16 protein-coding genes are annotated in these 21749 nt (G+C 66.0%); 1 reads left to right on the forward strand and 15 read right to left on the reverse strand.

What is annotated here, in order from left to right; genetic code table 11:
- Positions 1 to 6: 6 nt before the first annotated feature.
- The 12 genes from AC5O5R_RS16765 to AC5O5R_RS16820 all read right to left on the reverse strand — a co-directional run bounded on the left by AC5O5R_RS16765 (position 7) and on the right by AC5O5R_RS16820 (position 15960).
- A complete protein-coding gene (locus AC5O5R_RS16765; protein ID WP_172218826.1) occupies positions 7 to 1419 on the reverse strand; it encodes an aldehyde dehydrogenase family protein in 1413 nt (470 codons plus the stop codon).
- Complete coding sequence (locus AC5O5R_RS16770; RefSeq protein ID WP_172218828.1) at positions 1412 to 2602, reverse strand: pyridoxal phosphate-dependent aminotransferase; 1191 nt, start codon at positions 2600 to 2602, stop codon at positions 1412 to 1414. The genes AC5O5R_RS16765 and AC5O5R_RS16770 overlap by 8 nt, the downstream gene beginning before the upstream one ends.
- A gap of 24 nt (positions 2603 to 2626) precedes the next feature.
- Positions 2627 to 3856, reverse strand: coding sequence for an alanine racemase (alr, locus tag AC5O5R_RS16775; RefSeq protein ID WP_172218830.1), 1230 nt, complete (start codon positions 3854 to 3856; stop codon positions 2627 to 2629).
- A gap of 34 nt (positions 3857 to 3890) precedes the next feature.
- Positions 3891 to 5498 carry a 5-guanidino-2-oxopentanoate decarboxylase gene (locus AC5O5R_RS16780; RefSeq protein WP_172218832.1) on the reverse strand — a complete coding sequence of 536 codons (1608 nt, stop codon included), beginning with the start codon at positions 5496 to 5498 and terminating at the stop codon, positions 3891 to 3893.
- Positions 5491 to 7608 carry an acetate--CoA ligase family protein gene (locus AC5O5R_RS16785; protein WP_172218834.1) on the reverse strand — a complete coding sequence of 706 codons (2118 nt, stop codon included), beginning with the start codon at positions 7606 to 7608 and terminating at the stop codon, positions 5491 to 5493. The genes AC5O5R_RS16780 and AC5O5R_RS16785 overlap by 8 nt, the downstream gene beginning before the upstream one ends.
- A gap of 18 nt (positions 7609 to 7626) precedes the next feature.
- On the reverse strand, positions 7627 to 8787 hold the full coding sequence (locus tag AC5O5R_RS16790) for an acyl-CoA dehydrogenase family protein (protein ID WP_172218836.1): 1161 nt from the start codon (positions 8785 to 8787) through the stop codon (positions 7627 to 7629).
- A gap of 32 nt (positions 8788 to 8819) precedes the next feature.
- Positions 8820 to 9614, reverse strand: a complete 795-nt coding sequence (locus AC5O5R_RS16795; RefSeq protein ID WP_172218838.1) for an enoyl-CoA hydratase/isomerase family protein — start codon at positions 9612 to 9614, stop codon at positions 8820 to 8822.
- A gap of 259 nt (positions 9615 to 9873) precedes the next feature.
- Positions 9874 to 11280, reverse strand: coding sequence for an amino acid permease (locus AC5O5R_RS16800; RefSeq protein ID WP_172218848.1), 1407 nt, complete (start codon positions 11278 to 11280; stop codon positions 9874 to 9876).
- A 217-nt stretch (positions 11281 to 11497) separates the two neighbouring features.
- Positions 11498 to 13750 (reverse strand): ATP-binding protein, encoded by a 2253-nt coding sequence (locus tag AC5O5R_RS16805; protein WP_172218850.1) that lies wholly within the window; start codon positions 13748 to 13750, stop codon positions 11498 to 11500.
- A complete protein-coding gene (locus tag AC5O5R_RS16810; RefSeq protein WP_172218852.1) occupies positions 13747 to 14529 on the reverse strand; it encodes a substrate-binding periplasmic protein in 783 nt (260 codons plus the stop codon). The genes AC5O5R_RS16805 and AC5O5R_RS16810 overlap by 4 nt, the downstream gene beginning before the upstream one ends.
- A complete protein-coding gene (locus tag AC5O5R_RS16815) occupies positions 14526 to 15242 on the reverse strand; it encodes a response regulator (RefSeq protein ID WP_172218854.1) in 717 nt (238 codons plus the stop codon). The genes AC5O5R_RS16810 and AC5O5R_RS16815 overlap by 4 nt, the downstream gene beginning before the upstream one ends.
- A 73-nt stretch (positions 15243 to 15315) precedes the next feature.
- Complete coding sequence (locus AC5O5R_RS16820; RefSeq protein WP_172218856.1) at positions 15316 to 15960, reverse strand: TetR family transcriptional regulator C-terminal domain-containing protein; 645 nt, start codon at positions 15958 to 15960, stop codon at positions 15316 to 15318.
- 127 nt (positions 15961 to 16087) lie between these two features.
- Between AC5O5R_RS16820 and AC5O5R_RS16825 the strand changes: the two genes are divergently transcribed.
- Positions 16088 to 16834: an enoyl-CoA hydratase gene (locus AC5O5R_RS16825; protein WP_172218858.1), complete on the forward strand. Its 747-nt coding sequence runs from the start codon at positions 16088 to 16090 to the stop codon at positions 16832 to 16834.
- 509 nt (positions 16835 to 17343) lie between these two features.
- On the opposite strand, the gene AC5O5R_RS16830 is transcribed toward AC5O5R_RS16825, so the two are convergent.
- From AC5O5R_RS16830 to AC5O5R_RS16840, 3 genes are read right to left on the reverse strand one after another with little or no spacing between them, the layout of a single operon-like run.
- Positions 17344 to 18396: a lipocalin-like domain-containing protein gene (locus AC5O5R_RS16830; protein WP_172218860.1), complete on the reverse strand. Its 1053-nt coding sequence runs from the start codon at positions 18394 to 18396 to the stop codon at positions 17344 to 17346.
- Positions 18386 to 20848 carry an ABC transporter permease gene (locus AC5O5R_RS16835; RefSeq protein WP_494514540.1) on the reverse strand — a complete coding sequence of 821 codons (2463 nt, stop codon included), beginning with the start codon at positions 20846 to 20848 and terminating at the stop codon, positions 18386 to 18388. The genes AC5O5R_RS16830 and AC5O5R_RS16835 overlap by 11 nt, the downstream gene beginning before the upstream one ends.
- Complete coding sequence (locus AC5O5R_RS16840) at positions 20848 to 21513, reverse strand: ABC transporter ATP-binding protein (protein ID WP_172218864.1); 666 nt, start codon at positions 21511 to 21513, stop codon at positions 20848 to 20850. Before AC5O5R_RS16840 ends, AC5O5R_RS16835 begins: the two co-directional genes overlap by 1 nt.
- Positions 21514 to 21749 lie beyond the last annotated feature (236 nt).

Consider the following 21749-nt stretch of genomic DNA (forward strand, 5'->3'; position numbering starts at 1 on the left):
TGCGGTTCAGCACTGCACCGCCTTGACCTCGACAAACTCCGCCAGGCCTTCCTCGCCCCACTCACGGCCGTTGCCCGATTGCTTGTAGCCACCGAACGGCGCCTGGTAGTTGAACCCGCCACCGTTGATGAAGCACTGCCCGGCCCGGATCTGCCGGGCCAGAGCCAGGCCGTGCTCGCGGCTGCCGGCCCACACGGCGCTGGACAAGCCGAACGGCGAGTCATTGGCCAAGGCCAGCGCCTGGCGCTCGTCGGCATAGGGAATGAGGCACAGCACCGGGCCGAAGATTTCCTCCTGGGCGATGCGCATACGGTTGTCGACATCGGCGAACAACGTCGGTGCCACGTAGAACCCGCGCTCGAACCCGGCGCTGGCACCACCGCACAGCAAGCGTGCGCCCTCCTCCTGGCCCAGGCGGATATAGTCGAGCACCGTGCGCCGCTGGCCGGCGGAGCACATCGGCCCGAGGAAGCTGGCCGGGTCACGCGGGTCGCCCATCAGCAGCGCGCGAGTCTCGGCCTCGGCGATTTCCAGCGCTTCTGCATAGCGGCTGACCGGCAGCAGCATGCGCGTCAGGGCGGTGCAGGTCTGCCCCGAGTTGATCATCACGTCCTGCACCCCATGGCGCACCGCAGCGTGCAGGTCCGCATCGGCGGTAATCAGAAACGGCGACTTGCCGCCCAGCTCCAGGCACACCCGTTTAACCGACGGCGCGGCCGCCTGGGCCACCCGCACCCCGGCGCCGGTGGACCCGGTGAACGACACCATGTCCACCTGCGGGTGCCGGGCCAGCGCCTCGCCGACCTTGGCCCCCGGGCCGCTGACCAGGTTGAACACCCCGGCCGGCAGGCCGATGGCCTCGACCATCTCGGCCAGCACAAACGCATGCAGCGGTGTCTCCTGGCTGGGCTTGACCACCACCGTGCAACCGGCAGCCAAGGCCGGCGCCAGCTTGCCGATCAGCTGGTGCAGCGGGTAGTTCCACGGGTTGATGAACGCGCACACGCCAACCGCCTCGCGGTACACCAGCGAGTTGCCGACTTCGCGCACTTCATCCATCAGCCCGGCCAGCTCGGCGTATTGTTCCAGGCCGGCGATCGGCCCCTCCACCTGCACCGCCTGGCACCACTGCACCGGCATGCCCAGTTCGTCGGTGATGACCGCAGCCATTTCCGCCGCGCGGCTTTTCAGCTGCGCGACCAGCGCTCGGATGTAACCGGCACGCACACCGGAAGGCGTGCGCGACCAGCCATCAAAAGCCCGCCGCGCTGCCGCCACTGCCCGCTCGACATCCGCCTCGGTGCCCAACGGTACCCGGCCGATGGCTTGTTCAGTGGCCGGGTCGATCACCTCGGCCATGCCCTGCCCGGCCGGTATTTGCCAGGCGCCATCGATGTACAGCCGCGCGTAGTCACGCATGGGCCTGCTCCTGCATCAGTTCGCGGGCACAGCGGGCGATGCGCTGGCAGGCGTCGGTCAGGGCCTCGGTGCCCAGTACCAGGCCCAGGCGTATATGCCCGGCGGCGCTCGGGCCGAAGGCCTCGCCAGCGAGTACCGACACCCCCTGGCTGCCCAGCAGGCGGTCGGCGAAGGCCTGCGCGCTGAGCCCGGTTTCGCGGATATCGACCATCACGAACATGCCGCCATCGGGTTTCAGGGCTTTGATTCCCGGGCAGCCAGCCAACTGCTCGCAGACCAGATCACGGCGCTGCCGATAGGCCTCGCGCATGGCGTCCAGCTCAGGCAGTTGCTGTTCCAGCGCCACCACGGCGGCGTCCTGGATAAAGTCCGGCGAGCCGTACAGCATGCACAGGGCGAGGTTTTCCAGGTGCGTGGCCAGTTCGGCAGAACCCACCACCCAGCCCACCCGCCAGCCGGTCATGGCATGCGACTTCGACAAGCTGTTGAGCGTGGCGGTACGCTCGGCCATGCCTGGCAAGCTGCCGGGGCTGATGTGCTCGCCTTGATACAGCAGCTCGCTGTAGACCTCGTCGGAAATCAACCACAGGTCATGGGCAATACACAATTCGGCCAAAGCCTCCCAGGTCGCCCGGGGCAGGCTCGCGCCTGAGGGGTTGTGCGGGCTGTTCAGGGCCAGGGCGCGGGTACGCGGGGTAATGCGCTCGGCCACATCGCGCGGGCACACACGAAAGCCGTTCTCCGGCTTGACCGGCACCGGCACCACCGTGGCGCCGCAAGCGCCGAACACCGCCTCGTAGGTCACGTACATCGGTTCGGCGACGATCACTTCGTCGCCGGCTTCCAGCACACATTGGGCCACGCAGTACAACGCGCACTGCGCCCCCGCCAGCACCGTCACCTGGTCGGCATCGACGGCCTGGCCGCTGCGCTGCCGGTGGCGGTTGGCGATGGCCTGGCGCAGCGCCAGCTTGCCGCGTACATCGGCGTAGTGGGTATGGCCCGCGCGCAGGCTGTCGACGGCCGCCTCGACGATCGGCGCCGGGGTGTCGAAGTCCGGGTCCCCCACCGACAGCAGCAAGATGTCCTTGCCCTCGGCCTGCATGGCCAGGGCGCGGTAGTGGATGTCCCAGGCGGCAGCCCCGTCGCCGGCAATGCGTTGGGTAAGCTTGGCGTAGTGCATGGCAATCTCCCTTAAATGGCGGTTTCAGTCGACGAGGATCTTCGGGTTGGAACTGCCCCATACGGTGTACAGGTCGGCCAGCAGTGCGCCGTTGATTTCTTCCATCTCGGCCTGGGTAATTTCACCCCCGGCCTGCTTGCCGAACAGCACGGCTTCGTTGCCATCTTTAACGTCGGGGAAGTCGGTGACATCGACCATCAACGTGTTCATCGACACCTTGCCCACCACCGGCACCCGGTGGCCGTTGATCAGCACATGGCCTTTGTTGGTGAATGAACGGCGGTAGCCATCCGAGTAGCCGACGGTAATGTTGGCCAGGCGCGAATCGCGCGCCAGGGTCAGGGTGCGGTCGTAGCCGACGGTGTTGCCGGCCGGATAGCTGTGCACGGCGGCCACGTGCGATTTGAACTGCATCGCGCGCTTGTACTCGGTATGCGCCGGCACGGTATCGCCGAACAGGGCACCGCCGGTGCGGACCATGTCCAGGCGTGCTTGCGGCACCTCCAGGGTAGCGAACGAGTTGGCCGCGTGCAGGGTCAGCTGGCTGCGGTCGAGCCTGGCATGCTTGATCAGCCAGTCGGTCTGTTGGTTGAACGCCGCCAGGCCCTTGCGCACATCTTCCTTGTCTTCGACGGCAAAGTGGGTCATCAGCGCGACCAGTTTGAGGTGCTTCTGGTCGGTGATCTGCAGCGCCTCGCCACGCCCGGACCAGGTCGCCATCTCTACCCCGTTGCGGCTCATGCCGCTGGAGTTGAGCGCCATGTGGATACGCAGGATCTTGCCATGCCGCGCGGCGATCGCATCGGCCTGGCGGGCGAACTCGGCACTGCCGACCAGCTCTTCCATGTCGTACTGCAAGGCTTCTTCCAGCTCGCCGAGGCTGGCCAGGCGCACCCGCACCAGTTGCCCGGTGAAGCCGCTGGCGCGGACCACGCGGGCCTCCTCGTTGCTGGCCACGGCCACGCAAGGTACTCCCTGGGCGATGATCGACGGCATCACCAGGCCGATACCGTGGCCATAAGCATCGGCCTTGAGCACGGCACATAATCTGGACTTGCCGCCCAGCTCGGCCTGCAGGGTGCGGATGTTGTGTTGCAAGGCGCTGGCACTGACTTCGACCCAGGCGTTGCTGTTCTGCACGGTCATGGCGCTGGTGCCATTGTCCATTGATAGCGGCGGTGCAGCGTACAGCGGCGCCTGACCAGTGATCAGCAGGGCCAGGGAGGCGGCCAGAAGGGTACGGCGAAATGGCATGGTGTGTTCTCTTGTTATTGTCGTTGTGTGCGGCTTAGCAGACGCAGGTATGTTTGAGTTCGATAAAGGTCACCCCGGGGGTGGCAAAGCCACTGGCGAGGTCAGCCTGCAGGGCATCCAGGTCGCGTGGCTGGCGCACCGCACAGCCGAAGGCGCGGGCCAGGCCGATGAAGTCCGGGTTGCGCGGCAGCACGCCGACCGGCTCGATGTCCAGGCCGAGCATGTCGTCGCGGATCTGGCCGAGGGCGTCGTTGTTCCACAGCAGCACGACCAGCGGGCGATCCAGCTCTTCCACGGCAGTAGCGAGTTCCTGAGCGGTGTAGAGGAAACCACCGTCGCCCACCAGCACCAGGCCTGGGCGGTGATCTGTGGCGAACATGCCACCAATGCCGGCCGGCAAGCCGTAGCCGAGGGTGCCGTAGCCGGTGGGGTGCAGCCAACTGCGCGGCGCCCGGCTGGCGAAGGCATAGTTGCCGGTGTAGGCCAGCTGCGTCATGTCGCTGCTGATGAACGCGTTGTCGGGTAGCACGGCAGCAATGCGGTCGAGAATCGCCTGGTGCGTGGCCTGCAACGGCGCATGCCCATTGCGGATGGCCTGGCGCAAGTTGGCCACTGCTGCGCTGGCCTGGGCCGGGTCACGGTCGAGGTCTGGCAGCTGCTCGAGCAAGCCGGCCAGGGTTTGCCGGGCATCGCCGTGCAGGGCCATGGCACAGGGGTAGAAGTCGTTGAACTTGCGCGGGTCGATATCCACGCGCAGCAGTTCGCCAGTGAGCGGCAGGCGTTCGCGCCAGAAGTCGGTGTCGGCCATTTCGGTGCCCACGGCCAGCACCACGTCGGCCTGGCTGATCAGCTGCCAACCGGGCTCCACGCACAGGCTCGACCCGGCATTCAGCGGCGCATCCACTGGCAGCAGGCCCTTGCCGGCGACGCTGGTGAACAGCGGCGCCGCCAGCCGGGTACTGAGTTGCTGCAACTGCTCGGCGGCTTGCAATGCACCACCGCCGGCGATGATCATCGGCCGCTTGGCGGCTGCCAGCTTGCGCGCGGCCTGGTCAAGCAGCTCGCGGCATGGCTGACCCCGCCCAGGGCGGCGCACGACCTCGGCGCTCCAGTCGCGGCTGACCGGCGCCGCCAGCACGTCCAGCGGCACCGAAATATGCACCGGGCGTGGCCGCTCGCTGTCGAAAACCGCCCAGGCACGGGCGATCAGCTCGGGCAGGTCGTCGCCGCGCAGCGCCACGGCAGAAAACGCCGTGATCGGCGCAGTCATGGCGCGCTGGTCCTGGGTTTCGTGCAGGCAGCCCCAGCCCTTGCCCAGGCTGGCGGTGTGGTTGACGCTGGAAACCACCAGCATCGGGATCGAGTCGGCATAAGCCTGGCCGATAGCGGTGGCGGCGTTGGTCACGCCAGGGCCGGTGATGACAAAACACACCCCCGGCTTGCCACTGACGCGGGCATAACCGTCGGCCATGAAACCGGCACCCTGCTCGTGGCGGGTCAGTACATGGCGGATGCCACTGCCGGGCAGGCCGCGGTACAGCTCCAGGGTGTGCACCCCGGGGATGCCGAACACCGTTTCGACGCCGTAGTTGGCCAACAGGCGCACCAGCGCCTGGCCGGCGGTGAGGTTGTTGTCACTCATGTCGTTCTCCTTGCGCCTGGCCGAGGCGGATCAGCGCATCGACCGCGGTGGTGCCGTGGGCACCCACCATCAATGGGTTCACATCCAGTTCCAGCAGCTGCCCGGCGTTTTCGCAGGCGTAGTCGGCCACCGCACGGATGGCCGCCACCAGCCCATCGAGGTCGGCGGCCGGGCGGCCCCGAAAGCCTTGCAGCAGGCTGGCGCTGCGCAGGCTCAGCAGCGCCGCACGAATGGCGCTGTCGGTGGTGGGCAGCAACAGGTTGACACTGTCCTTGAGCAGTTCCACCAGCACGCCGCCGGCACCGATCACCAGGGCCAGGGCAAAGTCCGGCTCGCGCTTGATGCCGACGATCAACTCGGCCAGCGGCGGTGCGGCCATGGGTTCCAGTAATACCCGGTCGAACGCCACCTGCGGGGCGTAGGCGGCGATACGCTGGCGCATTTGCACCAGCGCGGCGTCGAGGGCGGCGGCATCGCGCAGGTTCAGGGCCACGGCACCGGCTTCGGTCTTGTGCGGCAACTGGGCGCTGACTGCCTTCAGTACCAGCGGGTAACCCACGCGAGCCGCGTCTGCCACAGCGCGCTCGGGGGTGCTCAGCACCCCGGCTGGTACCGGCAGGCCGAACGCGCGCAAGGCTTGCTTGGATTGCCATTCATCCAGCAGCTGACTTTCGCCCGCAAGCGCTTGCGGGCACAGCGGCAGCCGTACGGCCTCGCCCTGCTCCAGCAAGCGCTGGCGGTTGCGCTGGTAGGCGACAATGCGGCCCCAGGCCGCCAAGCCATCCTCGACACCCTGCAATGCGGCGATACCCCGTGCATGCAGGCGCTCGCGGGCGCAGGCGGGCAACAGCTCGGGGAACGCCGAGGTGACGAAACCGACCTTGCCGTGGCGTCCCAGCGCATCGCAGTACAGCGCCAGCAGCAGGTCGCATTCCTTGCGTTCGCCGGTAAACGCCGCCGGGTAGTCCAGCACCAGCATGGCCGCGTCGGCCGCCCCGCTGAGGGTGCTGTCGAGCATGCGTTGCAGGGCCGCTGCATCGCCCCAGATGGCAGTGGTGAAGTCCAGCGGGTTGACCAGGTTGGCGTAGGCCGGCAGCACCTCGGCCAGTGCGCTGACCTGGGCGTGCTCCAGCTTGGGCAGGCTCAGCTGGTTGCGCTCGGCATAGTCGGCGATCAGGCCGGCATCACCACCCGAACAGGCCAGCGCGATCAGCTCGCCGTCGGCAGGCAAACGCCCGCAGGCGGCAGCCTTGAGGGTCTCGACAAAACTCACCGGGCCGCTCACGCGGATCACCCCCAGGCGCTGGAACAGGCTGTCGTACAGGGCATCGGAGCCGGACAGCGAGCTGGTATGGCTGAGCGCCAGTTCGGCGCCGATCTGCGACACCCCGGTCTTCAGGGCGATGATCGGCGTGCCCTGCAGCAACGCCTTGTGGGCGGCGCGGGCGAAACCCGGCACGTTCTTCAGGCCTTCCAGGTGCAGGCCGATGGCGGTCACACGGGGGTCATCGAGCAGCACGTCCATCAGCTCGGCCACGCCCAGCTGCGCCTGGTTGCCGACCGAGGCCATGTAGGCGACCGGCAGCGAGCGGTCGCTCATGGACAGGTTGTAGGCGAAGTTGCCGCTCTGGGTAAGGATCGCCACGCCCTTCTCCACCTGCTTGCCGCCATGGGCCACCGGCCACAGGGCGGCGCCGTGCAGGTAGTCAAGCAGGCCGTAGCAGTTGGGACCGAGCAAGGCCATGCTGCCAGCGGCATCGAGCAGGCGCTGCTGCAGCTGGCGGCCTTCTTCACCGCTTTCGGCAAAGCCCGAGGCATAGCAGATGGCGCCACCGGCCCCGCGTGCGGCCAGCTCGGCAACGCACTGCAGGGTCAGCTCACGGTTGGTGGCGATGAACACCGCGTCCGGGGCGCAGGGCAAGTCGGCCACCCGCGCCACGCAGGGGATGCCTTCCAGGCTGTCATGCTGCGGGTTGACCAGCCACAGCTCGCCGCCAAAGCCGCCTTCGGCGCAGCGCTTGAGCGCCCGCGCCATGCTGCGCCCGCCAACGAACGCCAGGTGCCGGGGCGCCAGCAAGCGCTTGAGGTTGTCACGAATCGATTGCGACATAAGGGTTCTCCAGGGCGATCAACGCAGCAGCGGGCGCAGCAGTTCGCGGGCGATGATGTGCCGCTGGATTTCCGATGTGCCCTCCCAGATCCGCTCGATGCGCGCATTGCGCCAGATGCGCTCCACGGGCCCTTCATCCATCAGGCCCATGCCGCCGAATATCTGCACGGCTTCATCGGCCACCTTGCCCAGCACTTCACTGGCAAACAGCTTGGCCATGCCGGCCTCGCCATCGGTCATGCTGCCCTGGTCCATCTTCCAGGCAGTGTGCAGGGTAAGCATTTCTGCGGCGCGGATCTGCGTGGCCATGTCGGCGAGCTTGAACGATACGCCCTGGTAGCTGCCGATCGGTTGGCCAAACTGCTTGCGGTCGGCTGCCCATTGCAGCGAAAGGTCCAGGGCACGCTGCGCCTGCCCTACGCAGTTGGCAGCCACCATCACCCGGCCAGCGGTGAGCCAGGCATTGGCCACTTCCCAGCCCTTGCCGACCTCGCCCAGCACTTTGCTGGCCGGTACCCGGCAGTCGTCGAAGAACAGCTCGTAGGTGTGGTAGCCACGGTTGCTTACGCACTTGGGCCCGCGGCGGATGGTCATGCCCGGGGTGCCGCGGTCGACCAGCAACGCCGTCACGGCATTGCGCTTGCGGCCGTTGTGCTCGTAGGTGTCGGTGACCGCGAAGACGATGGCGAAATCGGCGTGGCCGGCATGGCTGATGAAGTGCTTGCTGCCATTGATGACAAAATCATCGCCCTGGCGCACGGCGCGGGTCTTGATGGCATTGGCGTCGGAGCCGGCACCCGGTTCGGTGAGGGCGAAGCAGTCGGTTTTCTCTCCCTGCACGCACGGCAGCAGGTAGTCGTTGATCTGCTCGTCCTTGCAGGCCATGAGAATTTTCGAAGGCCGCGCGACGAACACGTGCAAAGCCCAGGACACCTTGGACAGCTCGCGCTCGATCAGCGCCTGCGACAGGTAATCCAGGCCGCCACCGCCGACTTCCTCGGGCATGTTGAAGGCATAGAACCCGGCGGCGATGGCCTTGCCGCGGATGTGCGCGGCAAGCTCGGGCGACACGGCATCGGCGCGGTCCACCGCTTCCTCATGGGGCAGCAGCTCTTTGGCAACAAAACTGCGTACCGCTTCCACCAACATTTCTTGTTCTTGGGTCAGTTGGAAATTCATCTGCGAAGGTCCTGATAGGGTCGGGTATCGGGTTACTGGCCAGTGAAACGTGGTGCGCGGCGTTCCACCGAAGCCTGCAGCGCCTCGGCGCCGTCCTGGCTGCGGCCGCACAGCAGGCCGGCGTGGCGCTCGGCTTCCAGCTGTTCGGCCAGGGTGCGGCGGGCGCCGTCGCGGATCAGCCGTTTGGTCTGGGCGAAGGCGAAGGTCGGGCCGTTGGCCAGGCGCCCGGCCAGTTCGGCGGCCACTGCGGGCAGTTGCTCATCGGCACACACTTCGCTCACCAGCCCGGCGGCCAGGGCCCGTTCAGCGCCCCACAGTTCATCGAGGAACAGCAGGCGCTTGGCCTGCTCGCTGCCGATCAGCCGCGGCAGGTGCCAGCTGGCCCCGGCGTCGGGGCTGTAGCCCATGCTGGTGTAGCCGGCCTTGAACCGCGCCGAGGCGGCGGCTATGCGCAGGTCGCAGCACAGGCTGAGGTCCATGCCCCCGCCCACGGCGGTGCCGTTGATGGCGGCGAGGGTGGGTTTGTCGAGGCTGTGCAGGCGCAACATCACGGCGTGCGCGGTTTCGGTCCAGCCGTAGGTTTCCAGGGTGCCCTGGGCTTCGGCTGCCGCCCATTCGGCGAGGTCGGCGCCAGCGCAGAAGCTGCGGCCGCTGCCGGTCAGCACCACCACCCGCACGGCCGGGTCGGTGTTGCAGGTGTCGAGCAAGGCGTGCAGCTGCTTGAGGGTGGGAATGTCCAGCGCATTGCGCTGCTCGGGGCGGTTGAGGGTGATCCAGGCAACGCCGGCTTCGACCTTGCTCAACAGTGAGGGCGACGGGGTGGTCATGGGGGCCTCGGTGGTGTTGTGATGGTTTTGGGAGAGCTGGCAAGGGAGATACTAAACGAGTGTTCAACAAGCTGGGATGGGGTGTTACAACTTCGTACAAGTCGGGTTGGCGTTACAGGGTTGGGGTGGGAGGTGGGTTCAGGGGGTGTTCGCCGCAGCAGTGCAGCGCCTGAGAGAGACCAAGCGCCGCGCGGGCGGCGCTCGATCTCAGAGGCGATAAATATCCAGCGACGGACACTTCCGCCCACACCCCGCAACCTCAAACCCCCGGCGCACTCGGTGCAAAAGCCCCCTGCCGACGCCGGTTGACGACGTAATACGCCGCATAGCACAAGGCAATAAATCCGAAGCCCCAATACAACGAAGGCCGCTGGGTTTCATCCAACGCCAGGAACACGAACAGCGAGCTGCACAGGGTGATGCACAACAGCGGCACCAGTGGATACAGCGGCGCCCGGTATTTCAGGTCGTGCAATTGCCCACCCTCACGCAGATAAGCCTTGCGGAAGCGATACTGCGCCAGGGCAATAACGATCCACGTCACGGTACCGGACATGCCGCTAACCGCCATGAGCACCATGAACAGCGTGTCCGCCGCCACGAAACTGGTCATCAGCGAGATCAATGCGAAGCACAGGGTGATGCTCAACGCCCGCAGCGGCACGCCACGCTTGCTCAGCGGCGCCAGACTCTTGGGCGCCATGCCGGTCTTGGACATGGCCCAGAGGATGCGGGTCGAGGCATACAGCCCAGAGTTACCCACCGAAAGGATGGCAGTGAGAATGACGAAGTTCATCAGGTCGGCGGCGTAAGGTATGCCGACCAGATCGAACACCTGCACGAACGGGCTTTCCATCAACCCGGCCTGCTCGTAAGGCACGATGGCCGACAGCACGGCAATCGCCAGCACATAGAAGATCAGCACCCGGAACACCACGTTGCGCACCGCACGCGGGATGCTCTTTTCCGGGTGCTCGGTCTCACCCGCAGCCACACCCATGATTTCGCAGCCTTGAAAGGCGTACACCACGGTCATCATCACCGCGAACACCGCGGACAGGCCGTGGGGGAACAGCGATTCGCCCATCAGGTTGTTCAGCATCGGTGCCGGCGCCCCGCTATTCAGCGGGATGGCGCCGAAGATCACCAGCACGCCAATGACAATGAAACCGAGAATGGTCGCCACCTTGATGCCCGAGAACCAGTACTCGGCCTCACCAAAGGCGCGGGTGGCCAGGGCGTTGAGGCCGAACAGCACGACCACGAACAATGCCGACCAGTACCAGATCGGCACCTCCGGAAACCAGCGCGTCATCAGCATGCCGGCGGCGGTGAATTCCAGGCCCACGGTGGTAGCCCAGCTCATCCAGTACACCCAGCCGATCATGAACCCCGTGGCCGGGCCGATGAACCTGGTGGCGTGGGCCTGGAACGAGCCGGACACCGGCATCTGCACCGACAGCTCGCCCAGGCACACCATCACCAGGTACATCAGCAGGCCCGCCACCAGGTAGGCCAGGATCGCGCCCACCGGGCCGCCCTGGTTGATGGTCACGCCCGAGCCCATGAACAGCCCGGTGCCGATCACCCCGCCCAGCGACAGCATGAAGATATGCCGGCTTTTCAGGGCCCGGGTGAGCTGGATCTTTTCGCTGGAGTCAGTCATGGCGCACCTCGCCATCGCGGCCGGTGCAACGCCACGCGGGGGTGCCGCGTGGGGTGGTATCGAGGAGGGGCTGAGCGCTACGGCATGTCATTATTCTTGTCTCCAATAAGCCTCATGGACCGCGTGCAACACGGTTGCCATGGATTATTGAAAACGGATGTAAGGTGCCGTTGTACGAACGGATCGAAGATGTAAAAAGTCGTAAGTTTTTTGTACGTCAGCGCTGGATCAACTGTTCCAGGGTGATGCGGGCCTGGTCAAGCCGGGTGGCCAGCGGCTCGCCAAGCGCTTGCAGCGCCTGTGCATCATGCTGGCGGGCGGCGTCTTCCAGCCCTCGCAGCAATTGCGCCAACCCGGAAAAGCCCAGCGAATCGCAGCTGCCCGCCAGGCGATGAGCCAGGTGCAGCACTTCGGTAAAGTCCTGGGCCGGCAGCGCCTCGGCCAGCGCCACGGCATGCTGCTCCAGCGACTGGCGCAGCACTTTCAGCAGGCCTTGCAGCTTCTGTTCGCCCAACAGTGAACGGTGGGTGCCCAGCAGTGCCCAGTCCATGTTTGCATCAGCGCCGGCCACTTCAGCAGGCGACGCTTGGGCCAGTGCCTTGCGCAGGTTCTCCAGCCGCAGCGGTTTCGCCAGCACCCCCTGCATGCCAGCGTCCAGGTACTCCGGCACTTGCCCTGGTTGCACGCCGGCCGTCAGCGCCAGGATGCGACTGTGGCGATTAGGGCCAGGCCTGGCGCGAATCTGCCGGCACAGCTCCACGCCGCTCATGCCGGGCAGGTGCACGTCCAGCAGGATCAGGTCGAAGCGCCGCTGCGCGCAGCTTTGCAGCGCCTGCGCGGCGTCTTCGGCAAAACTGACCCGGTGGCCGTCACGCTGCAGCAACCCGCCAGCCACATCGCGGTTCAGCGCCACGTCCTCGACCACCAGGATCTCCAGGCTTGCCAGCGGCGACGGTGCGCCTGGACTGACCGGCAGGTGCTGCCCGCGGGCCATGTCGAGCTCGAACCAGAAGCGGCTGCCCTGCCCTTGCACGCTGTCCAGGCCAATGCTGCCGCCCAGCTTTTCCACCAGGTGCTTGCACACTGCCAGGCCCAGGCCGGTGCCGCCGTAGCGCCGGGTCACCGCCTCGCTGGCCTGGACGAAGCGGTCGAAGATCCTGGCCTGCACGGCCGGCTCGATGCCGATGCCATCGTCGATGACCGCGATGCGCAAGCGCTGGGAGGTTTCGCTGCTGGCGAGCACCTGCAGCGTGAGCCGCACCTGACCACGCTCGGTGAACTTGATGGCATTGGCCAGCAGGTTGCTCAGCACCTGGCGCAGGTATTGTTCGGCGCCGTGCTGGTATCCGGCCAGTTGCTCATCGATTTCCAATAGCAGCGTGTCAGCGTTTTCCATGGCCATGGGTTCGAGCAGCGCCAGCACTTCCTGGCACAGCTGGCGCAAGGAAAAACCGACCAGCTCGGCGCGGCTCTCGCCCTCCTCCAGCCGGGCGAAATACAGCACTTCGTTGAGAATCGCCAACAGCCCCTCACCGGCCTTGTACAGGGCCTCGACGCGCTGGCGGTCGGCGGCTTCCAGCCGGCCGCCGCGCAGCAGCTCGGCCATGCCGAGGATGCCGTTCAGCGGTGTGCGCAACTCATGGCTCATGGTCGCCAGGAAGCGCGACTTGGCCAGGTTGGCAGCCTCGGCCTCATCCTTGGCCCGGGCCAGGCTGGCCGTGCGCCGTTCGACCATGGCCTGCAGCTCGTCGCGTTTGTCCTGCAGCACCAGGCGATCGCGCTCGCGGCGTTCGATGTCGCTGAGGATAGCGCGGCGCATGTCGTCCAGGGCGTGCGCCACCGTGTCGATTTCATCGACGCGCGCCGAGCGCCTGCGGGCCAGGCGCAGCGGCTCCTGCCACTGGCCGGCGCCGATACGCCGGGCGAACTCGGCCATCACCTGCAGATGGCGGGTGACCAAGCGGTAGAAGAGCCCGGACAGCGCCACCGCCAGACCACAGAGGAACACCCCCATCCATAGCAGGCTGGCCAGGCCGGTGGCGTACAGCCGACGATGCACTGCACCGAGGTCGATGCTGACTTCCAGCTCACCCAGGTGCCTGGCCGGCCCGGAAGGCAGCTGGTAGTCGAGCGGAAAGCGTTCGATGCGCAGCGGGCCTTTGGGCTCGGCCTCACCGCGCAACAGCTGGAAATCGTCACTGACCAGGCGTACCCGCGCCACATCGGAAAAGTCCACCAGGCCGCGCAATTGCACATCCAGCTGCGCCTCGTCCAGGTCCCACAGGCTGCGCTCCAGGCTGGCCAGGTAGCCGGCGCGGATCAACGCCATGCGCGCCTCGATGTCGCGCATCTCGCGACGGTACTCGAAGTACAGCTGCACCGAGCTGGCCAGCACGGTGAAGCACAAGCTGAACAGCAGGATGAACAGCAGCAGGCGGCGCAGCAGGCCATCGGTTCGCAGGCGGATCATCGCGCATCCACCGGCAGCTTGATCATGTCGCGGTAGGTGACTTCGCTCTGCTCCAGCCAACGCTCGATCTCGCCAGCCTGGGTCATGCGCCGCAGTTGCATGTCGATTTCATCCATGTGCCGGCTCAACGGTGATTGCCGCGAGACCGCCACGCGCAGGTAGTCCACGCTCAGGGCCGTGGGCAAGACCCGGATGTCCTGCGCGCCGGGCAGGTGCTCGATGAACAGCTGGCCGGTGCGCCGCTCCTGGATCACGTAGTCGATGCGCCCGCGGATCAGCTTGCCGAAGTTCTGCTGGCTGGACGACACCCGTTCGATGTTCTGGTGGCGGGCGACGAAGCGGTCGAACTCGGCGCCATAGCTCTCGCCGTACAGCAAACCACCGCGGTAGCCGGCCAGGTCTTCCAGTTGCCGGAACTGCACGGGCCGCAGGCGGTTGTAGAACACGGCCACTTCCTCGCGCAGCACCGGCACTGTGGAAAAACGCATGCGCTGGTCACGCTGGTCGCTGTTGTAGGCCAGCACCACGTCCACCCGCCCGGCGGCGGCGTCCATCAGGCAGCGCTTCCAGTTGCCCAGCACCACGGTCTGCACCGGGTAGCCCATGCGTGCGAACAGCTCGCGCACCACCGTCGGCGCCAGGCCACGTACCTGGTGGCCGTCGCTCCAGGAAATTGGCGGGTACACCGGGTAGTCGCAATAGCGCACCGGCTCTGCGGCCCCAGCGGGCGCGGCGAGCAGCGCCATGGCCAAGGCCAGGGCCCAGGCACGATGGTTCATGCCGCCACGCTGGCGGTGAACAGGTAGCCGGTGCCGTGGATGGTAATGATCAGCTGCGGCTCGGCCGGGTCGTCGTGCAGCTTGCGCCGCAGGCGGCCGACCAGTACGTCGATGGAGCGGTCGTTGGGCACCCATTCGCGGTTGCGGATCTGGTCCATCAGCTGGTCACGGCTGAGGGTGTGACCACTGTTACGCAGGAACACGCTGAGCAACTGGAACTCGCCGTGGGTCAGCAGGGTCTGGCTGCCACGGGCGTCGATAAGGCGCCGACGGTCGGTGTCCAGCGCCCAGTCGGCGAACTGCTTCAGCGACTGCGCGCAGGCCGGCGTCGGCAGCACTTCGCGGGCATGGCGCACGCGGCGGATCAGGTTTTTCGCCCGCGATACCAGCTCACGCGGGTTGAGCGGCTTGATCACGTAGTCGTCGGCGCCGCATTCCAGACCGACGATGCGGTCGATGTCGTCGTTGCGCCCGGTGATGAGGATGATGCCGACCTCCGAGCGCACGCGCAGCTCGCGGGTCAGGGTAAGGCCGTCCTTGCCGGGCAGGCGGATGTCCAGCAGCACCAGGTCGACATCCTGGCTGCCAAGCAGGGCTTCGGCCTTTTCCGCCGTGTCGGCGCAGTGCACGTCATAGCCTTCCTGGGACAGGTAGGCCTGCAGCAAGTCACGAACAAGCGGATCGTCGTCGACGATCAATACTCGAGGCGTCATTGCGTGTTTCTCTTTTTTATTGGTGTTGTGCTACACACTCGCGACAGCAGCGTACTCGCTACTGAACGGGTGATCAACAGCCCTTGGGCAGGCTGAAGCGCAACCGGCCACCGGCCTGCAGGCCATCGACCCAGGCCTCGCAGATGATCACGCCCTGATCGGGGGTGAAGGTGCCGGGGTTGAGCCCCGACTCCAGCCACAGGCCATCGAGCAAGGCACTCAGGCTGATGGCCGCAAGGTCGGCATCGAAGCCTTGCCAGCCCTCCTCCTCGGCCAGCGTGGCCAGCAACCGGCTGAGTTCGTTGCGGTACTCGCCGTAGGAATGGTCGTGCACCTGGTTGATCGCATCGGCGGTCTTCACCGCGCCCCAGAACGCCAGCCACGCATCGAGCAATTGCGGGTCAAGCAGCTCGGCGCAGAACGACGCGCGAAAGAACGCCGACAGCCGCTCGCGGGCATTGGGTGCAGCCTGGGCCATGGCCTCGCGCAGCAGGCCCATCACCCGGCCGGTGACCGCCAGGTAAGCGTCGGCTACCAGCTCGTCCTTGCCCGCATAGTGATGGCTGATCAGCCCTACCGATACCCCGGCTTCGGCGGAGATCTTGCGAATCGACGCGCCCTGGAAGCCATGGCGCTTGAGGCACACCAGGGTCGCTTCGACCAGGTTGGCTTTGCGCAATTCCGGCAGCATGCGGTGGTAGCGGGCTTCCTGGTTCATCGGCGGCTCTCTGGTCGGGGGGTGGGGCCCAAGGCGGGACTGAACGACTGTACAACAAGCCGGACGGCATGATAAACCCTTGTCACCTGCCCCCATGGGCCCGACCACAACAACAAAAGCGGCTGCCATGAACGACCTGATCACACGCGACCTCGACCAGGGCCTGCTGACCCTGGCCTTCAACCGCCCCGACAAGCTCAACGCCTTGAACACCACCATGTACCAGCAACTGGGTGACCTGTTGCTGGCGGCCAGCGAAGACCCGCAGGTGGAGGTCGTCCTGATTACCGGCAACCCGCAGTGCTTTACCGCCGGCAACGACCTGCGCGACTTCCTCGACAACCCGCCCAGCGACCTGGACAGCCCGGTGTTCCGCCTGATGCGGGTGGTCATGGGCGTGGACAAGCCGCTGATCGCCGCGGTCAGTGGCGCGGCGATCGGCATTGGTGCGACCTTGCTGCTGCATTGCGACCAGGTGTTGGTGAGCCGGTCGGCCAAAGTGCGCATGCCGTTCGCGCCGTTGGGTGTGTGCCCGGAGTTTGGTTCCAGTCTGTTGCTGCCGCGCTTGCTCGGCCAGGCACGCGCGGCGCGGCTGCTGCTGGCTAACGAGTTGCTCGACGGCGAGCAGGCGGTCGCCTGGGGGCTGGCCAATGAACTGCACGAGGACGGTGAACAGTGCCTGGCTGCGGCGCGCAAGCTGGCGCGGCAGCTGCAGCGTTACCCGCAAGCTGCGCTGCGGATCAGCAAGCGGTTGTTGAAGGACAGCCAGCGGGCCGAGCTGGAGGCGACGGTGGCGCGGGAAAGCCAGTTGTTTATCGAGTGCCTGCGGACGGAAGAAGCGCGGGCGGTTTTGAGGGGGTTGATCAAGGATTGAAGAAACTCGGGCTGATTTTTGGTTTGTCGCCGGCAAGCCCGCAGGGAGCGCGTCAGGGACTGATAGGTGCTTGTCACAACCCCATCAAGGCTGACAGGTACTTGCCGCAAGATATGCAGCGCCCGTGAGATCGAGCGCCGCCCGCGCGGCGCTTCGCGGGTAAACCCGCTCCCACATTTGTTGCAACGTACCAAACCTGTCAGGCCATGGTTGCCAGCCTTGTCGGCTTGACTGGATTTCTCGGTTGGCCGCACTGCAGCCTCACCAGGCTCAAGCCATGCACCAAGACAGGCAACCCCTCTTCCACAGGCATGGCCACGTTGCAACAAATGTGGGAGCGGGTTTACCCGCGAAGCGCCGCGCGGGCGGCGCTCGATCTCACGGGCGCTGCATATCTTGCGGCAAGCACCTGTCAGCCTTGATGGGGTTGTTGTGGCGTGCACCTGTCAGCCCTGATGCGATCCCTATGGCCTTACCGACAACGAACCGCAAAATCGCCGAATCCCCCCCTAATACCCGGTCATCTCCAAATACCCCCGCCCACCCCCACTCCCGCTCAAACGCACCGGCCCCTCCCAATACGGAAACCGTGTCTCCATCCAGGCCTGTGGCTCCACTGCATCAACCTTCATATCCACGCCATGCCCCGGCACCCGCACCCGCCATTGCGTCGGCACCTTCTTGCCGTTCTTCTGCCGCGCCCAACCCAGTGCCTGCAGCTGTATCTGCGCCCCCTGCAGCGACACAACCTCGCCGTCCGGGCCAACCCAGGTCCCGGCCCGATACGCTTCACCCTGCGCCTCGCGTACCTGAAACAGCATCAGCTTCGCCCCACTGTCCAGGTGCAACGAAAACCAGTCCCAGCCGGTTTGCCCAGCAGCCAGCGGCTGGCTGCTCCATTCCCGGTCCAGCCACGCCTGACCGGTGACGGCTATGCACTGACCACCACGCTCCACCTCCCCGTGCACACGGTAAAAGGGCTGACTGTAATAGTACGAAGCCTGCCCCTTGCCGGACTTCTCGCTATAGCCCTTGTCACCATGCAACACCAGCGCAAGATCGCTGTGCAGTTGCAAGCGATAGCGAAAACCGGTGCCACCCGCGACCATCTGCAGGTGCTCGATCCCCGTGCCCTGCAGCGACCAATCGTTGATCCACGCCCGAACCGGTTGCGCCTGCACGCCGGCCTGGCCAATCCCGCCCCGCGCCAGCGTTTCAGCAAACTGGTGACCACCCGGGCCGGTCAGCGCCGCGTGCCCCATCCACAGGTTCGGGCTATCCCAGCCGCTGGTCTCCGGGCCAGGCCGCAGGGCCGAACGGAATAAAGTCCACTGCGCGCCCCAGTCACGCCCCTGGGCGTCCTTGAGATTGCTGGTGACATACCACCATTCGATGCGATAGCCATCGTGGGGGCCATGGTCGTGTGGAAATTGCAGCGTACGGCCGCGCGTCACCTGGCTGAACGCCCCCGCCTGCTGCCCAAGCCCGGCATAGCTCTGCGGTGCGGGCTGATCACAGCCGCACAACAACCCGCACAGCACCAGCCACGCATTACGCTTCATCGGCAAAGGGCCTCAACAGTTCACGGGGCTGGCGCCGCGCCAATTGCCACACGGGCCAGGCGCTGGCCAGCAGGATGGTCAGCATACCCATCACGGCCAGTTGCAACAGTTGCGCGGGGAACACGTAAAGCGGCAAACGCCAGCCGAACGCCTGCACATTCACTACCGCAACCAGGCACCAAGCCAGCAACAACCCCAGCGGAATCGCCAGCAGCACGGTAAGGCTGCTCAACATGAGCGACTGGCCCAGGCTCAACCAGACCAGATGGCTGCGGCGCACCCCCAGCGCCCATAACGGCGCCAGCTGGCCCAGGCGGGACTGGCCCAGGGTCAGCAGGTTGATGAACAGCGCCACGCCGGCCACGCCAAGCGTGAGGCTGTTGAGGGCGGCCGTGGCGGCAAAAGTGCGGTTGAACACCTCGGTCGACCAGCGTTTCAGGCGCGCTTGCTCCACCACTCGGTTGTCGTCCAGGGCAAAGCGTTGCTGCAGTGCCGCCTTCATGGCCTGCCGCTGCAGGGGAAGCAGGTCGACACTGACGCCACTCAGTGTTGCCTCTGGCCAATGGGCTCGCAGCCAACCTTCGTTGACCAGCACATGGCCTTTGGGGTTGCCATAATCCGCGTAGATCCCCACCACAGCCAGGCCCGGCGAGTCGCGGCCAGGCAGCCTCAGGCTATCGCCCAGTTGCACGTTCAGCCGCCTGGCCAGCTGTTCACTGAGCATCACGGCGTGCCCGCTGGCCAATTGCTCCCAGGCCTGCTTGTGCTGCGCCAGCAATGGCCAGCGGCTGCGATAGACGGGGTGATCGACAATGCCCTGAACCTGCACCGGCCAGTTTTGCAGCCTGGTTTCCACACGCCAGCCGGGCAGTACCATAGTGACCGCCGCTTGCTGCCCCAGCCACTCGATGATCTGCAAACCTTGGGCAGTGTCGCGAGGGGTCACATACAGGTCGGCCGACAATCGCTGGTCCAGCCAGCCGACAAAGGTCTTGCGAAAGCCCTCGGTCATACTGCCCACGCCGACACTGGCAGCCAGCGCCAGCAACAGCGCCATCAGTGCCAGGCTCAATGCCGGCAGTTGCTGGCGGCTGTCGGCGACGAACCATTGCGACAATGGCCGCCGACAACAGCGCGACAACCCGCCTAGCAGCCGATCGAGCAAGGCCGGCAGCAGCAGCGCCGCCGCCAGCAGCAAACCTGCCAACATGCCGAACGCGCTGGGCAGGCTGTCGCCCAGCATGCCGCAAGCCAAGGCCAACAGCAGCAACACGCCCGCCAGCATGGCCTGACGTTGCAACCAGGGCCCCTGCGCCAATCGCCACGCCTGGGGTTGCGCCAGCGCCAGCAACGGCAAGCGTGCTGCCCGCAACACGCTGCCCAGTCCCGCCAGCAACGCGCCCAGCACACTCACCAGCACACCGGCCAGCCACCAGCCTGCGGGCAGGCTCAGCGTGCCAGCGACTTGTGCGCCATAAAGGCCGCGCAAGCTGGCGGCCACATCGGGCAGCAACCACGCGGCCAGCCCATAGCCGCTGGCAACCCCGGCCAATCCACCCAGCAGCGCGAACAGGCCCAGCTCCAGCAGCAGGGCACACAGCAGCACCTTCAGGCTGACGCCACAGGCGCGCAGGTTACGGATCAGCCCGCGCCGCTGCTCCAGGGCCAAGCCAATCGCGGCATGGGTGATGAACAGACCGACGATGAATGCCAGCAAGCCAAGTGCGGTCAGATTGAGGTGAAAACTGTCGGTCAGGCGCTGCAACCCGCCGTCGTCCTGCCGAGGTTGCAGCTCGAGCAAGGGCGCGATATTCGCAGGGAGTGCCCCGGGTGCATCAGCCACCAGCAATCGGGACAATTGCCCAGGTGCGTGCAGCAGTGCCTGGGCGTGGCCGATATCGACCACGATCACCCCTGGCGCCAACGCTGGCTGCAAGCGCAAAGGTGGAAGCCGCTGCCCTTCGCTGTCGACTGCCGGATCGCCAGGTTTTGCATTCATTTGACGCAAGGTGTCCGGCCCGACCCAGGCTTGCCCGGGCGAGCCGATAAAGGCTTGCAGATCGAATGCCTGCGGCTGCACCCCAGCGATGCTGCTGGACGGCGGCAGGCTGAGTGGTTCGATGCCGATCAGCTGCACGTTGCGCGTCGGTTCGCCCGGCAGGCGCAAGCGCCCTTCCAGCACCGGCGACACCGTCCAGCCCAGCCTGCGCAGCTGCACATACAGCGCCTGGTCGAAGCGCTCGCCATTGCGCGGCAGCACTTGCGCCTGCAACGGCCCGGCCAACACTGCGCTGGCCCGGGCATAATCGCTGCGTGCCTGGCTGTTCAGCGCCTGCACTCCGGTCCACAGCGCCGTGGCCAGCCACAGCCCGGTAAAGATGCTGAAAAACTGCACCCGATGGCGCCGCCAGTGGCTGAGCAACGCCAACAATGCCAGCGACAAAAGCCTCATCAGCGCTGCTCGGCCCGCACGCGCCCGGCCTGCAGGTAACAACGCCGCTGCAACCGCGCCGCCAGCCGCGGGCTATGGGTAACCATCAGCACACCGCTGCCGGCTTCCGCGACCAGTTGCAGCAGCAGGTTCAGCACCTCATCGCTGCTGGCTTCATCCAGGCTACCGGTGGGTTCGTCAGCCAGCAGCCAGGCCGGGCGCCCGGCCAAGGCGCGGCCGATGGCGACCCGTTGCTGCTGGCCGCCGGAGAGTTGCTCCGGGTAACGCGAAAGCAGGTCCGCCAAGCCCAAGCGTTGGGCAAGATACGCAACCCAGTCGGGGTCCTGCCGCTCGGCCAGCCTGGCCTGAAAGGCAAGGTTGGCGCCCACATCCAGGCTACTGATCAGGTTGTACTGCTGGAACACCAAGCCAATCCCCTCCCGTCGCCACTGCGCAAGCGAGGCCTCGGAACGGCTGTCGAGCGGGACGTCGTCGATCAGGATGCGGCCACTGTCGGCACGGTCCAGGCCGGCCACCAGGTGCAACAAGGTGCTCTTGCCACTGCCAGACTCGCCCATCAGCGCCAGGCTGCTGCCGCGGGCCAGGCGCAAGTCGACACCTTGCAGCACCGGGAGCGGGCCTTGGGGGGTGGGGAAGGATTTGTGGAGGTTTTCGATGACCAGCATCGAGGGGCCTTGGTGGAATGCATGTCTTGTTAGGAATAGCAGGTTTGGAGCAACACGGGCGCCCTGTGAGAGCGGCAGCGGAACAATCGTGGGTGGAAATACAGGCAACCTATAATGGATCCACAGATAATTCGATAATCGCCCAAAAGGCGATTAAATCCCTGAATTATAGGTTGACCATCGGTGCAGCGGACCGCTCTAATGGATCCATTAAATAAAAACAAAACCCCGGAGAG

The organism is Pseudomonas sp. 8_5_2 (genome assembly GCF_059295255.1).

Excerpts from the sequence above, each read along its gene's own strand:
- AC5O5R_RS16765 (WP_172218826.1), bottom strand. The coding sequence starts at position 1,419 with ATGCGTGACTACGCGCGGCTGTACATCGATGGCGCCTGGCAAATACCG.
- AC5O5R_RS16770 (WP_172218828.1), bottom strand. The coding sequence starts at position 2,602 with ATGCACTACGCCAAGCTTACCCAACGCATTGCCGGCGACGGGGCTGCC.
- alr (WP_172218830.1), bottom strand. The coding sequence starts at position 3,856 with ATGCCATTTCGCCGTACCCTTCTGGCCGCCTCCCTGGCCCTGCTGATC.
- AC5O5R_RS16780 (WP_172218832.1), bottom strand. The coding sequence starts at position 5,498 with ATGAGTGACAACAACCTCACCGCCGGCCAGGCGCTGGTGCGCCTGTTG.
- AC5O5R_RS16785 (WP_172218834.1), bottom strand. The coding sequence starts at position 7,608 with ATGTCGCAATCGATTCGTGACAACCTCAAGCGCTTGCTGGCGCCCCGG.
- AC5O5R_RS16790 (WP_172218836.1), bottom strand. The coding sequence starts at position 8,787 with ATGAATTTCCAACTGACCCAAGAACAAGAAATGTTGGTGGAAGCGGTA.
- AC5O5R_RS16795 (WP_172218838.1), bottom strand. The coding sequence starts at position 9,614 with ATGACCACCCCGTCGCCCTCACTGTTGAGCAAGGTCGAAGCCGGCGTT.
- AC5O5R_RS16800 (WP_172218848.1), bottom strand. The coding sequence starts at position 11,280 with ATGACTGACTCCAGCGAAAAGATCCAGCTCACCCGGGCCCTGAAAAGC.
- AC5O5R_RS16805 (WP_172218850.1), bottom strand. The coding sequence starts at position 13,750 with ATGATCCGCCTGCGAACCGATGGCCTGCTGCGCCGCCTGCTGCTGTTC.
- AC5O5R_RS16810 (WP_172218852.1), bottom strand. The coding sequence starts at position 14,529 with ATGAACCATCGTGCCTGGGCCCTGGCCTTGGCCATGGCGCTGCTCGCC.
- AC5O5R_RS16815 (WP_172218854.1), bottom strand. The coding sequence starts at position 15,242 with ATGACGCCTCGAGTATTGATCGTCGACGACGATCCGCTTGTTCGTGAC.
- AC5O5R_RS16820 (WP_172218856.1), bottom strand. The coding sequence starts at position 15,960 with ATGAACCAGGAAGCCCGCTACCACCGCATGCTGCCGGAATTGCGCAAA.
- AC5O5R_RS16825 (WP_172218858.1), top strand. The coding sequence starts at position 16,088 with ATGAACGACCTGATCACACGCGACCTCGACCAGGGCCTGCTGACCCTG.
- AC5O5R_RS16830 (WP_172218860.1), bottom strand. The coding sequence starts at position 18,396 with ATGAAGCGTAATGCGTGGCTGGTGCTGTGCGGGTTGTTGTGCGGCTGT.
- AC5O5R_RS16835 (WP_494514540.1), bottom strand. The coding sequence starts at position 20,848 with ATGAGGCTTTTGTCGCTGGCATTGTTGGCGTTGCTCAGCCACTGGCGG.
- AC5O5R_RS16840 (WP_172218864.1), bottom strand. The coding sequence starts at position 21,513 with ATGCTGGTCATCGAAAACCTCCACAAATCCTTCCCCACCCCCCAAGGC.